Annotated in this window: 10 protein-coding genes; 3 read left to right on the plus strand and 7 right to left on the minus strand. The window is 62.1% G+C overall.

All coding sequences use genetic code 11. The features are described 5' to 3' along the window. Positions 1 to 394: 394 nt before the first annotated feature. The 7 genes from RlegSU303_RS27180 to RlegSU303_RS27210 form a co-directional block, all read right to left on the minus strand. Positions 395 to 850 (minus strand): ATP-binding protein, encoded by a 456-nt coding sequence (locus RlegSU303_RS27180; RefSeq protein ID WP_231283866.1) that lies wholly within the window; start codon positions 848 to 850, stop codon positions 395 to 397. A gap of 207 nt (positions 851 to 1057) precedes the next feature. Next, positions 1058 to 1546, minus strand: a complete 489-nt coding sequence (locus tag RlegSU303_RS27185) for a MarR family winged helix-turn-helix transcriptional regulator (protein WP_131622137.1) — start codon at positions 1544 to 1546, stop codon at positions 1058 to 1060. Between the two features lie 128 nt (positions 1547 to 1674). Further along, entirely contained in the window at positions 1675 to 2709 is a 1035-nt protein-coding gene (locus RlegSU303_RS27190) for a leucyl aminopeptidase (RefSeq protein ID WP_131719937.1), read from the minus strand. Positions 2710 to 2754: 45 nt separating this feature from the next. Beyond that, positions 2755 to 3396: an N-carbamoylsarcosine amidohydrolase gene (locus RlegSU303_RS27195; RefSeq protein WP_131622141.1), complete on the minus strand. Its 642-nt coding sequence runs from the start codon at positions 3394 to 3396 to the stop codon at positions 2755 to 2757. 55 nt (positions 3397 to 3451) lie between these two features. Beyond that, complete coding sequence (locus RlegSU303_RS27200) at positions 3452 to 4204, minus strand: maleate cis-trans isomerase family protein (RefSeq protein ID WP_131622143.1); 753 nt, start codon at positions 4202 to 4204, stop codon at positions 3452 to 3454. An 89-nt stretch (positions 4205 to 4293) separates the two neighbouring features. Beyond that, positions 4294 to 5091, minus strand: coding sequence for an alpha/beta fold hydrolase (locus RlegSU303_RS27205; protein ID WP_131622145.1), 798 nt, complete (start codon positions 5089 to 5091; stop codon positions 4294 to 4296). Beyond that, a complete protein-coding gene (locus RlegSU303_RS27210; RefSeq protein ID WP_131622147.1) occupies positions 5088 to 6224 on the minus strand; it encodes an FAD-dependent monooxygenase in 1137 nt (378 codons plus the stop codon). The genes RlegSU303_RS27205 and RlegSU303_RS27210 overlap by 4 nt, the downstream gene beginning before the upstream one ends. A gap of 352 nt (positions 6225 to 6576) precedes the next feature. On the opposite strand from RlegSU303_RS27210, the gene RlegSU303_RS27215 reads away from it, so the two are divergent. The 3 genes from RlegSU303_RS27215 to RlegSU303_RS27225 are packed head-to-tail and all read left to right on the plus strand — an operon-like array spanning position 6577 to position 13336. After that, entirely contained in the window at positions 6577 to 7101 is a 525-nt protein-coding gene (locus RlegSU303_RS27215) for a (2Fe-2S)-binding protein (protein WP_131622149.1), read from the plus strand. Beyond that, positions 7098 to 10637, plus strand: a complete 3540-nt coding sequence (locus RlegSU303_RS27220) for a molybdopterin cofactor-binding domain-containing protein (protein ID WP_131719936.1) — start codon at positions 7098 to 7100, stop codon at positions 10635 to 10637. Before RlegSU303_RS27215 ends, RlegSU303_RS27220 begins: the two co-directional genes overlap by 4 nt. Positions 10638 to 10648: 11 nt before the next feature. Next, on the plus strand, positions 10649 to 13336 hold the full coding sequence (locus tag RlegSU303_RS27225) for a carbohydrate-binding protein (protein WP_131622153.1): 2688 nt from the start codon (positions 10649 to 10651) through the stop codon (positions 13334 to 13336).

Below are 13336 nucleotides of genomic sequence, written 5' to 3' on the forward strand. Positions count from 1 at the left end.
CTGTAGACTCCGTCGCCTCGGATTGCAGCTGGCTTCAATAAGCTTCCTTTGCGAGAGCTTTAGCAGCGAAGATTTGTCTCGATCACCTCAGGTGGCCAGATTAACGATTTCACCCACGGTGGTGGCTTCACGCGCATATTCTGCAAATCGTGAATAGCTCCTGTGGCTTTTCCAAACGGAGTCGCGTGGCGGCGGTTCGGGTTGGTTCAAGGCGATCACTTGCTTTACACGGCCCAGTAAGGAACGTATCTCGCGTTTCTCCTGCCCTCGTCCGGGTCTGCCGGTGCGATGCGGCCGAGTTTGATCGATTCCGCGATAATTGCGGATACTGCCTGATACTCTTCCGCCGGAAGCGAGAACCTAGGGTTGCGTTACTCATGTAGTCGTGAGTTAGTCAGCGCAGAATACAATGAAAGAAGCACGCCCGCATTTTCTCCGCCTTCGACATCTGGTTAAAGCTCTTGGGTGCGAACAGCACGACACGCATTGAGTTTTCGGACGAGATGAAATCGGGGGCCGGGAGATGCTCCGCTTCGATCTCGATCAGCGTCGTGTCGAGCCCGCCACCGCGTTCCTCACAGAGGCCGAATGAACGCATAGTCGCTGCCAGTTTTTCGTTTCGGGAGCGTCGTTCGTCGAGGATCCGGTCGGTACTGATCAGAGAATTACCCGGATTGCTGACCTCGATCCGGTTATCATAGATCTCGACCACGGGACCGACGCCGGTCGCCATGAAATCCTGGTGGATGAGTGCGTTGGCAATCACTTCCCGGATAGCTGTTTCCGGGAAGTGCGGAACCATGCGTCGAACCCCGTCGATATAGCGTTCGTCCTTGGGCAGGCGTCCCATCAGGAATTTTGCGGTCCATTCGCCGACCGATGGGAGAGTATCGCCCTGCAGAGCGAAACACCGCTGGTGATCGAATCTGTCAGCTCCGACCGGTGGAATGACGAAGACTTCTCAACTGCGAACGAAGGGGAATCATGACGCTTCCCATGCGGGCGTGGGCTCGCTTCCTTTCGAAACCAGGGCCCGCATAGGCCCTGCGCTGAACTATTACCGTGACGTATCTCCAGTCTCATCGTCCGCAATTTTACGAAGAAGATACAGCAGCGCAATTCTCTCCGCCGGATTGAGGGGAGAGACGGTTTTTTCGCTGATGAGATATGCGCGAGGATACATGTCCTGAAGCAGCGCCTCACCCTTCGGCAGGAGAGAAATGACGACCTTGCGGGCGTCGGCTTTGTCTTTGGACAGGTCGATCAATCCACGTGCTTTCAGACGCTCGACGATCCCGCGGATGGTCGCCTGATCGACCGAGGTGGCCTTCACCAATTCGACCTGAGAGCTCGGGCCGAGATCGTGTAGCGCGCAGAGCGTGACGAACTGGACGGATGTCAGGTCTGGGTCACTGGCGTTGGCCTGGAAGATCGAGAGATGCCGCTGATAGGCTTTTCGCAGCAAGTGACCCACCTGCTCGGTAACATCATAGGCGGTTTCAGACACCGCGGCTTCACGTGGGCGTTCGGTGTCTTTGACAGTCATGTTAGCGGGTCCATCGGTTGCGGCGTCTAGTGCGTCCATGCAGGAAACACCACAGCATGTTTCACCGGTCAAGGCGTACGAGGCTCGAGCTGCTTGGCGTGTTTTCACGCCAAGCAGCTGGGTTGTGATCAGGATTTGACGGGGTGCTTCATTTCCTTGACGGCGATATCGCCGTTCAGGACCATCGGCTCATCGTCGAGAAAGAGCGAGCAATTACGCATCGGGATATCGAGATGGCAGGCCGTGTCGTTCGGGCCGCCCAGTTCATTGTTCGGACCGGTCGAGAACATGACATTGCCGTAGAACGAGCGGGCCTCCATGCCCATGCCGCCCGGAAATTCGCCGGGCACCATGCGATGCCACTTGGCGTTTTGATTAAGACCCCAGCCGACATGGCTCATGCCCATGCCACGCGGATCGTTGAAACCGTCCATGTAGGATTTGACCAACTCGGCGTCGAGGCCGCCGCGAATGTCGGCGATCCAACCGTTTTCAATGGTGTAGTAGATCGGATCGCGCACGTAGATGTTCTGCGGTAGCAGAATATCGCCCGGAGCAACGACGATCGTACCGTCGACGCCGTCATCGTCGCCACCGGTGAAGACAAAGCCGGATGGCCAATGATCCCAGCGGCCCGGCTCGTCGGTGCACGCATATTCCGTGACGGCCGGATAGGTGTTGAGCTTGTAGGTGACATCCGTGCCATGGTCCGAGGTGATCCGCATCACCTTCGCTTTGGAGAGCAGCTCTCCGGCAAATTCGACGCGCTCGCGCAGTTCCTTTGTCGGCAACATGCGGGCAAGAATTTCCGGCGGTTCGACGGCGGTCAGGATGCGCGTTCCGGCCGCCTGGATCGCCATCTGTTCCGGGCTGAAGAGCAGGAAGATGCAATCGATCAGCATGTCGGCGGCCTTCAGGGCCTCGACCGCGTCAGGCATTGCCGCGAGGCCTGTCTGGCCGACGGCCCATGCGCCCGCCGGTGGTACCGGCGGCAAACGCATGTGATACATCTTGGCCCCAAGACGCATGCCCGCCGCCATGAAGGCGTCGGCATAATCGAGGCGCTCGTTGCCCTGGGTCAGGACGATGAGTTTTTCGCCCTCGTGGACGCCCGACATCTTCAACTGATGCAGGCAGATTTCGGTGAAGCTGAATTGATCCATGCTCGTTCCCCTATCTTACGTGAAGGCTTGGCTGTTTTTGCAAAGTTACGGACAGTCGGACTTGATCTTGGCGATTTCGGCGATGGCATCCTCCCTCGAAACGACATCGCCATACTTGCTGTCGATATCGAAGAGGTTGGCATTGTGCGGATCGGGGTGCCGGTCGCCGACGCAATCGCGCACGACGATGGTCCGGAACCCGTGCTGGACGGCATCCACCGCACTTGCGCGAATGCAGCCGCTTGTCGAGCATCCGGCAAGAACGACGGTATCGATACCTTGCGTGTGAAGTAGAGAGGCGAGACTGGTGCCGAAAAAGGCGCTGGCATATTGCTTGACGACGACCAACTCGCCCTTTTCCGGCTCGACGCCGTCGCAGAATTCGGCCAGCACGTTGCCCTCGACCATGGCCATCATGACCGGAGCCTTTTTCACCCACATGCCGCCATCGGCGCAGTTCTCGGCGAGATAGAGAATGCGGGTGTGGATGACGGGAATGCCTGCGGCGCGCGCGGCGACCAGAAGTGCCGGTGTTTGTGCGACGGCATCGACGACACCCGGCGCATAGAGCGGCGCGCCTTCCACCGTATAGGCTTTCAGGAAGTCGATCACCAGAAGGGCTGGCCGCTGGCCGAAACCGATGCGGTTGCCCCAAACGCCCTGATAGTTGGTTTCAGCACTCTGCATGGGGCACTCCTTGTTTTCCTCCGCCGCAATGCGGCCGGAAACGACAAATTCAGGTTCAATAAGCGCCGGACAGAAGGGCACCGGCACCCGGCACGACGGCTTCCAATCCTAGTGATTTCAGCATGCAATAGGTGGTCGCCACGGCGGCGGTGAGCACCGGTTTGCCGGTCATGGCCTCGACCTTGGCGATGACGGGCAGCGACGGCATCTGCACGCAGGCCGAAAGCACGATGACATCGACATCGGAAAGATCGAGCGTCTGGACGATGGCCGGCAGGTTTTCCGGATCGTGGCGGGCAACATCCAGATTGTCGGGAATTTCAAGCGCCCGCCAATCCATCACTTCGAAGCCTTCCTCGCGAATATAGTTCACGACGAGTTCGGTCAGCGGCTTCATATAGGGCGCGACGACGGCGATCTTCTTCGCCTTCATCACCTTCAGGCCCTCGATCAGCGCGCCCGCGCTGGTGACGACCGGGATGTTCGTGTCGTTTTCCTGCGTGCGGCCGGTCAGGCGCGTTTCCGACTGGCGATGGTAGCCGAGGCCCATCGCCATGATGGCGACGAGGCAGGCATATCCCAGCACGTCGACGCGGGCATCGGACAGTTCGATGGCGCACCGATCGGATTCGGCGTCCATGGCGGCCAGTTCTTCCTTGACCACCTTCTTCATGCGCATGCGGCTGGAATGGAAGGTGAAGCGCTCCGGGCGGATCAGCTGGCGAGCCATCAGCATCGCCGGAATTTCCGTCTCCATCGTTGTGTTGGAACTCGGCACGATCTGGCCGATACGATAGGGTTTCTGCACGGACGGCTCCTTTGATGAGTGAGCGGGCGCACATTGGGCGCTCTCGCTGCGGCAATAGAAATGGCGGGCCAAAGACCCGCCATTGGCGTTTATCGGGAGAGGAAATCTCCAAGCGCCTCGAAGAAGCCGTCGCGATCGTCCCAAGGGATCATGTGGCCGGCATTCGGGACGCGGCTGATCTCGATAGCGGGGTTGAGCCCACGGATTTCCGCTTCATCTTCCGGCGCAATCACGCCGCCACGTCCCGCGACCATCAAGATCGACGGCTGCTTCAGCGTGGCGAAATCCGGGAAGATGTCGTCCTTGTGGAAGTCCTCGAAGGCGGTGACGATGGCAGGCTCGAAGCAGGTGTGCAGCCATTCGGCGCGCAACTGCAGCTGGCTTTCAGTCCATGTCGGGCAAAACGCCTTCATGCCCTCGGCATCGATGCCTGCCAGCGCGAGGCGAATGCTATCGACATACCAGGGCAGCTTGCTCGGATAGGGCCGGCGGCCCGGCCCGGAGACGGGGGGATCGATAAGGGCGAGGCGGGAGAACTCGCCGCCGGTATTTGCCGCCCGCATGGCGATGCGCGCACCCATCGAATGGCCAAGCAGCGCAGGAGCGCCAACACCAAGCGCCTGGGCAAAGCCGATGACGTCGGCGGCCATGGCATCGAGACCGTAGTCGAGATCCGGACCGGTCGAGGACAGGCCGCGTCCCCGGACATCGAGAACGTAGACGTCATGGCGTTCAGCAAGGCGTTCGGCAACGAAGCCCCAGGTGATCGCCGGGCTGGTGATGCCGGGAATGAGGATGACCGGCCGACCCTTGCCGCCATAGCGGAGGTAATGCTGGCGAATGCCGTTGGCAGAGACATTCGCGCCGTAGAGAAGGGCCGCGCTCATGCGACGCTCTTGTCGAGGATAGGCTCGGCATAGACGTCGTAGCCGTAGACCCATGAAGGATCTTCCTGCGTCTGCAGGAACGTATTGGCGTTGGACACGGTCTGAACCTGCGTCGCGCGATCGCGTCGGCTGGCCTCATAGAGGCGGAAGGCGGTCGCGTAATCCTGCGATCCGGTTTCCTCCAGGCATCGCGCCAGCATGGCCGCATCCTCGATCGCCATGGCGGCACCCTGAGCCATATGCGGCTTCATCGGGTGGCAGGCATCGCCGAGCAGGACCATGCGGCCCTGGCTCCAGAGCGGTAGCGGGTTACGGTTGAACAGGGGCCACTTGGTGACGTCGTCGGTGGCTTCGATCAGCGCCTGGATGACCGGATGGTATCCGGCAAAGGCTTCCGACATTTCTTCGCGGCTGCTCTGCACGAAAGCGCCGTCGAATTCCCAGGCGGGGTGCGGGACGCCGGTCACGTAGTAATATTCGTCGCGGCGGCTGGTCGTGTAATAGACCATCATGTGGCGATCCGGCCCCCACCACTTGACGCAATCCTCGAAGGTCAGGTCGAACTTCTTCAGCTTTTGCGCCGAGATCATCGCGCGATGACCGACCCAGCCGCTATAGTGCGGCTTTTCGGCGCCCAGCAATGTCTCGCGGACGCGCGAATTGATGCCGTCGGCACCGATCACAATCGTGGCGCGCGCCGAGGTGCCGTCCTGGAATTCGAGGTAGACGTCCGAGCCATTGTCTTCGAGGCGGGTCAATCGCTTGTTGAACTGGACGGTGCCGGGAGTCATGGTGTCCATCTGCAAGGCAGAGAGATCGCCGCGATGGACGGTACAATAGGTCGCGCCATAACCTTCGAGCGGGATGCGGGAGAGATAGTCTCCCGTCAGGCCATCCCGGCTGAACCAATAGGCCGGCGTGCTGCTGATATCGATCAGCTTCTGGTCCATGCCGATGCGCTGGAAGATCTTCAGGACATTCGGTCCCATGTGGATGCCGGCGCCGAGGCGGGAAAAGCTCGGGGCCTGTTCAAAGATCTGGACGTTGAAGCCGGCATGCTGGAGCAGCGCCCCCGCTGCCGCGCCGCCGAGGCCGGCACCGATGATCGCGATTTTTTCATTTCCCGTGGACATGGCGACCCCTTTTTCCGGTTTTCAACGTATCGTTCTGGCGATAGGCGAATTGGCTTACTTATAGTGTATACACTTTAAAATGCAACAGCGAGACGAAGCATTCGTGGCCGGCTGGTTTAGTTGGATACCCCAGCGTAACGCGTTTTTCGACGTTTGCAACAACGAAATTCGACTTGCCAGCGTTCCATATGAAGCGTATACGCTATTTATATAAAAATGAGGGGCAGTAGATGCGTAATGTCGGTGACAGTCGCATCGTTATGATGCGCACGCGCCGCCAAGGCGCCCGCCGTATAGCGATCCGTCCAGTAGCAAAATGCCTGGCTATTTGCGTGATGCTGGAGGAGTTCCCGTGAAGCCTCCCGTTTCCGTTTCACTGAATGTCAACGACGCTCGTTGGCGCGTTAGCGCGAAACCGGAAACACCGCTTCTTTACATCTTGCGTAACGACCTGTGCCTGAATGGACCGAAATATGGCTGTGGCCTGGGCGAATGCGGCGCCTGCGCGGTTCTGGTTGACGGCCGTCCGGTGCGGTCTTGTACTGTGCCGCTTGGCGCGATCGGCAAACGACGCGTGATCACGCTCGAGGGGCTGGCGGTGGATGGGCTTCTGCACCCGGTACAGCAGGCTTTCATCGAAGAGGCGGCGGCGCAATGCGGGTATTGCCTCAACGGCATGATCATCGCCACGGTTGGACTGCTTCAGCGAAATACGGATCCCGACGAGAGCGATATTCGCGATGCTCTGCGGCACCATCTCTGCCGGTGCGGAACGCATGTTGAGATACTGGCCGCTGTGCGGCGCGCCGTAACCCTTACCAAAGCCGGCCGGCCAGTCGACTCGATGGCCGACGACATGACGGAGGTTTCGCGATGAACCACCGCGAAGCACCCAAGTCCGCCTACATGGCAGCCGCGAGCACGCTTCTCATTGTCAATGACGCGTCGATGGGCGACGCCGCCGAGCTTTATATCGCCGTAGGGGCCGATAGCCGGGTGACAGCGTTCAACGGCCACGTCGATCTCGGGACAGGCATCCGCACCTCGCTGGCGCAAATCGTCGCCGAAGAGCTCAGCGTGCCGTTCGAACAGGTGGACATGGTTCTCGGCACGACGACCGCCGCGCCCAATCAGGGGGCGACCATCGCAAGCGAAACCATCCAGATCACCGCAGTGCCGCTGCGCCAGGCCGCCGCGACCGCCCGCCGACATCTTCTCGTCAAGGCCGCCGAGAAGGTCGGTGTGCCGATTGAGCGGCTGCGGCTGGAGGACGGCATTATCCGTGCCGACGGCGGCGAGAACTGGCAGCTGAACTTCGGCGATGTTGTCGTCGGCACCCATGTCAGGCTGTCGATCGACAGCAATGCGGCGCTGAAGCCGGCTTCGGACTATAAACTGGTTGGCTCGTCGCGCCCGCGCGTCGATATTCCCGAGAAGGCAACCGGGCGCTGGACCTATGTCCACGATGTGCGCGTGCCTGGCATGCTGCATGGCCGAGTTATTCGCCCGCCATATGCCGGATTCGATCACGGCGAGCATGTCGGAAACAGCCTGATCTCGATCGACGAGACCTCGGTCGCGCATATCGACGGGCTGGTCGGCGTCGTCGCCATCGGTGATTTCGTCGGTGTTGTCGCGACCCGCGAGGAAATCGCCATCGAGGCGTCCGGGAGCCTGAAGGTCGTGTGGCGCGCGCCGCCCGAGTGGCCGGATCTGAACATGCCGGAGAAGGCGCTGCGTGCCAATCCGTCGACGCCACGCAAGCTTGCCGATCGCGGCAATGTCGACATGGCATTGGCCGGCAGCGCCCAGCCGATGAACCGCACCTATGTCTGGCCTTACCAGATGCACGGTTCGATCGGCCCGTCCTGCGCGGTGGCCGATTACAATGACGCCGGGCTGACCGTCTGGTCGGGAACCCAGAACCCTTATCCCATGCGCCGCGATCTGGCGCTGCTGCTCGACATGCCGGAAGAGCAGATTAGGGTCGAGCGGCTGGAGGCGGCCGGCTGTTACGGCCGCAACTGCGCCGATGACGTAACAGCCGACGCGGCGCTGCTGTCGCGGGCCGTCAAGGCACCCGTCCGGGTCCAGCTGACGCGCGAACAGGAACATGCCTGGGAGCCGAAGGGCGCCGCCCAGATCATGGATGTGCGCGGCGGTCTCGACCTGGAGGGCGGTCCGTCCGCCTATGATTTCGAAACGCGCTATCCCTCCAATCTGGCGCCAACCCTTCCCCTGATCCTCACCGGCAAGCTGCCGCCCGTTTCCGACGTCGTGCAGATGGGCGATCGTACCGCCATCCCACCCTATGCCTACGGCAACCTGCGCGTAACCGTGCACGACATGCCGCCGATCGCACGCGCCTCCTGGTTCCGTGGCGTGTCGGCGATGCCGAATACATTCGCCCACGAATGCTACGTCGACGAGCTGGCCGCCGCCGCCGGCGTCGATCCGGTCGAGTACCGGCTCCGTTATCTCCACGACCCACGCGCCGTCGACCTGGTGCACGCGCTTGCCGAACGGGCGAAGTGGGTGCCGCATACGACGTGGGGCACGCTCGGCGGCGAAGGCGATCTGCTCTACGGCCGTGGATTTGCCTATGCCGTCTACGTCCACGGGCCGTTTCCGGGCAAGGCCGCCGCCTGGGCTGCATGGGTTGCCGATGTCGCCGTCAACAAGAAGACCGGCGAGATCGCGGTTACCAAGGTGACATGCGCGCAGGACTCGGGAATGATGATCAATCCCGACGGAGTGCGCCACCAGATCCACGGCAACATCATTCAGTCCACCAGCCGGGTGCTGAAGGAAAAGGTCGAATTTTCCTCGACTGCGGTGCAGTCGAAGGAATGGGGCGGCTATCCGCTGATTACCTTCCCCGAGGTACCTGATATCGACGTGCTGATGGTGCCGCGCCAGGACGAGCCGCCGCTCGGCGTCGGAGAGTCCGCCTCCGTTCCCAGCGCCTCGGCCATCGCCAATGCCGTCTACGATGCCACCGGCATTCGTTTCCGCGAACTGCCGCTGACGCCGGAACTGGTCCTTGCCGCGCTGAACGGCAAGACGGACGAAACGCCGGCCACCCCGCTTGCGAAAAAGCGGAGGTGGTGGAACGTCGGCCTGTCGGCGATCGGTGCCGTCGCCGCTCTGTCCGGTATCGTGACCATGGCATCGCCATGGCGCCCGGCGATCGGCACCATCCAGAAGCCGGACGCCAATGTCTACAGTGCCGCCACCATCGAGCGCGGCCGGCTGGCGGCGGCGGCCGGCGCCTGCAATTCCTGCCATGTCGGAAACGACGGAACACCCTTTGCCGGTGGCCGGCGCTTCGACACGCCATTCGGCGCAGTTTATGCCACCAACATCACGCCCGATGTCCAAAGCGGCATCGGCGCCTGGTCCTACCCGGCCTTCGAACGTGCCATGCGCGAGGGCATCAGCCGCGACGGCCATCACCTCTATCCCGCGCATCCCTACACCTCGTTCGCCGGCGCCGAGGATGCCGATCTTCAGGCGCTCTACGCCTACATGATGACGCAGGCGCCGGTCGCCGAAAAGGCGCCTGAGACGAAGCTCAAATTCCCCTACAACATCCGCGCGATGATGGCGGGCTGGAACGCGCTGTTCCTGAAGGCGCAGCCGTTCAGATATGTCGAGACCCGCGATGCGCAGTGGAACAGGGGGGCCTATCTCGTCGAGACCTTGGGCCACTGTTCGGCCTGCCACACGGACCGAAATGCGCTCGGCGCGGAAAAGAGCGGCAGCGCCCGGCTTTCCGGCGGCTTTGCCGATGGCTGGGAGGCGCCGGCCCTGAATGCGTTCGCCAACGGCCCGGTCGGCTGGACGGCAGACGCCTTCTATGACTATCTGCGCACCGGACATTCGCGCGATCACGGCAGTGCGGCCGGCCCGATGGCGCATGTCGTCGAGGTCATGCAGCCGCTGCCGGACAGTGATATCCGCGCAATGGCCACATATCTCGCAAGCCTCAACGAGGCCCCGGCCGATAGCAAGGTGCAGAGCCAGGCTGCCCTTGCCGCGAGCGAAGCGGCCAAGGCTTCCGCCGCGCGCATATCGCCGAAGGGCGAGCGGCTGTTTAATGGCGCCTGCGCCACATGCCACACTGGAAACACGATCCTGTCGTCGCTGGCGCTCAACAGCAATCTTCATGCGGCGACCCCGGACAATCTCATCCAGGCAATCCTGAAGGGTGTCGAGGCGCCGGCAATCCTGGCGCAGACCACCGGCCGCCAAGCCCCTGAAGTGATGTCGATGCCGGCTTTCCGCCAGACGCTGAACGACGGCCAGATCAAGGATCTCGCCGATTATCTGAGAGCGCGCTTCGCCCCCGATAAGCCGGCCTGGACGGAAACGACCAAAGCCATGCAACGCGTGACGGCAGCAAGCCACTAGGGAGAGACGAGTTGGAGCAGATCCGAACCGGACAGGATATCGGCGGCCGCGACTTGTTCCAGAACCCGACAGCAGCGTTTCGCCCGTCGGCCTACTGGTTCTGGCATTCGATCCCGACAGAGGACGTTTGCCATGCGCAGCTCGCCGATTTCAAACAGAAGGGGATCGGCACGATCCTGATCCAGGCCCGTCTCGCAATGTCGCGCGATGACTACCTGTCGCCGGCCTATCTGGATGCCTATCGTGTTGCGGCTGGGATTGCCGGCAAACTGGGGCTGAAGCTCGGTATCTACGACGATTACAACTGGATCAGCGGTCACGCCGGCGGCCGGACGGTCGCGGACCGCGACGACCTGCGCGAGCGCCACCTGTTCTGGTCGTCCTCGGGAGAGGCGCGGGGCGAGATCAGCGGCATCCATCCGCCGTTCACCCGGACGATGGGCGCCGATATCGTCGCGTGGCAGTATGAGGGCAGCGTCGTCGAGTGGTGCCAGTGGACCGTGGAGGCAGCGCTGCTGCATCCGTCGGTCGGCATCGACAGCCTCGATCAGGTGGTCGATGTCACGGCGCTGACATCCATCATCGAAAGCGACGGAATATCCTGCACCCATGCGTTCGACGGTGTACCCGCCGAGGGGCAGATGCTCACGGTGTTCGTCAGCGCCCGGTCGACGACCTCGCGGTTGATCAATTATCTCCTGCCAGAGGCAGCGGAACGATTCACCGAGGTCGGGCTCGACCCGTTGGTCGAGGTGCTTGGCGATCTCGTGCCAGACCCCGTCGGCTTCGTGTTCTACGACCAGCCGGCGGCGGGTTTCTACAAGTGGAGCCAGATCTCCGGTGACCTCGGCAACAGCCTGCTCTATGCGCCGACCCTGCCGGACGCCGTGTCGCGCGGTACGGGAGAGACCTTCGCCAGGGCCCTGCTGGCGCTGGTGCGTGACGTCGGGCCTGAAACCCTGCGCCTGCGCGCCCAATTCTACGCCGCCTATTCGGCCCTGATGAACGAGGCCTTCTCCGGCACGTTGCGCCGATGGGCCGAGGGCAGAGGGATCGTCCTCACCGGGCACGAGATCCTGCCGCATGTCAGTTCCTGGTCGCTGAACGGCGGTTTTACCAGCATCGACCCCAGGGTGGCGCTTGCCGTGGATTTCTTCGGCATCGATGCCTACCGGCACGAGACGGCCGTTGATTGCAACAATTTCGTGGCGCAGCTGGCGCCGAAGCTCGGCGACTCCGTTGCCCGTTCGAATGGTCGCAGCCGATGCGTCGTCGAAACTTATGCCAGCGCCGAGCGAACGCCCGTGCGTGCCGCCGGGCAATGGGAACTGACGCTGGGGACGATGCGGGTGCAGGCCATCCGGCTTCACTGCCTCGGGAGCCGACAGTTCCTCTGGCACGGCGTCTACCAGACGGACGGGCGCGACGACGATCCGACGCCGTTTTCCAATCCACGTTTCGATTTCGGGCCGGGCATCAATTTCGAGCCGTGGTGGAGCTACCACGATCTGTTTGCCGAGGAGACGGCACGGATTTCCGCCTTCATCGAGGGGGCCACGCCCCGCACGCCGGTTGCGATCCTTTATCCTCTTCATACAGCTTTCGCAGAAGGGCCGCGCCACAGCCATGCAACCCATATCGGCGCCTGGTGCAAAGGGCTCTTAGCAGAAGGCTGCGACTTCATGTTCGTCAGCGAGGCCGATTTGGCGACCGCTACGATCGAGAACGGCCGCCTGCGCGCGTCCGGCCTTGTTTTCGATGCTGTCGTTCTGCCGTCCGTCACCGTGCTCGAGACGACGAAGACCTTGCACACGCTCGCCGTCTTCAAGGCGGCGGGTGGTGCTGTCTGGTCTTCAGGCGAGCGGCTCTCCACCGTCTGCGATGGCGCAGCGGGGCGTGCCGTCGGCACGTCGATCCATCTCGAAGGAATGCCCGGCAAAGGCGACATCACCGCTCTGTTGCAGTCGCTTCGGTCATCGGGTCCAGATGTTGCCTGTCATTCCGCGGGTAGACCCTGGCAATGGGTGGGGTATGAGGCCGCTGGTTGGTGGCGGGTCGTGCTGTTCAACGATGGCGCATCGCACCTCATCAGTGAGATTTCCTTCGGCGACGGTTTCGCGTGCGAGGTCTGGTCCGCGACGACGGGAGACGTGGGAAAGGCAACCGCCTTCAGCCACCTGACAGTCGCGCTCGCGCCCCAGGAGGTGCAATGCATTCGACTGAGCGAGACGACGCAGAAGACCACCGTGCAAGAAGGCCATCTCGAGCACCAGCCGGTGCTTGCCGCGGCTCGTGCCATGTCGCTTGTCGACGGCTGGAGCTTCGCGCCGGGCCCTGACGCGGGATTCGTGCCGATCTCGGTGGTTGCAGGGTGGGAAACGCAGGGTTTTGCCGGTTTCTCCGGTACCGGCATTTATCGGCTGGCGCTCGAAATCGGCGATGAGGCCGAGTGGGTCCTCGAATTGCCCGAGGTCCACACGGTGGTCGCGGCGCTGCTCGATGGCCGGCAGATCGATCGAAGAGGCTGGCGCCCCTACCGCTTTGCTCTGGGGCGGCTGCTTCCAGGCGTCCATTCGCTGGAACTGCGCGTCGCCAACACGGCCGCAAATCGCTACTACATCAACACGCCTTATCTCGGTGACACCGCCGACAAGAGCGGCTTGTCCGCCGCACCGAAGCTCATCCAGCTGGCAAACTGA

The sequence above is a fragment of the Rhizobium sp. SU303 genome (assembly GCF_021052345.1).
Lineage (GTDB): Bacteria > Pseudomonadota > Alphaproteobacteria > Rhizobiales > Rhizobiaceae > Rhizobium > Rhizobium laguerreae.

Bases quoted from the DNA above. Each gene is read 5' to 3' on its own strand.
- RlegSU303_RS27205 (WP_131622145.1), bottom strand. From the start codon at position 5,091: ATGAGCGCGGCCCTTCTCTACGGCGCGAATGTCTCTGCCAACGGCATT.
- RlegSU303_RS27210 (WP_131622147.1), bottom strand. From the start codon at position 6,224: ATGTCCACGGGAAATGAAAAAATCGCGATCATCGGTGCCGGCCTCGGC.
- RlegSU303_RS27220 (WP_131719936.1), top strand. From the start codon at position 7,098: ATGAACCACCGCGAAGCACCCAAGTCCGCCTACATGGCAGCCGCGAGC.
- RlegSU303_RS27190 (WP_131719937.1), bottom strand. From the start codon at position 2,709: ATGGATCAATTCAGCTTCACCGAAATCTGCCTGCATCAGTTGAAGATG.
- RlegSU303_RS27195 (WP_131622141.1), bottom strand. From the start codon at position 3,396: ATGCAGAGTGCTGAAACCAACTATCAGGGCGTTTGGGGCAACCGCATC.
- RlegSU303_RS27185 (WP_131622137.1), bottom strand. From the start codon at position 1,546: ATGACTGTCAAAGACACCGAACGCCCACGTGAAGCCGCGGTGTCTGAA.
- RlegSU303_RS27180 (WP_231283866.1), bottom strand. From the start codon at position 850: ATGGGACGCCTGCCCAAGGACGAACGCTATATCGACGGGGTTCGACGC.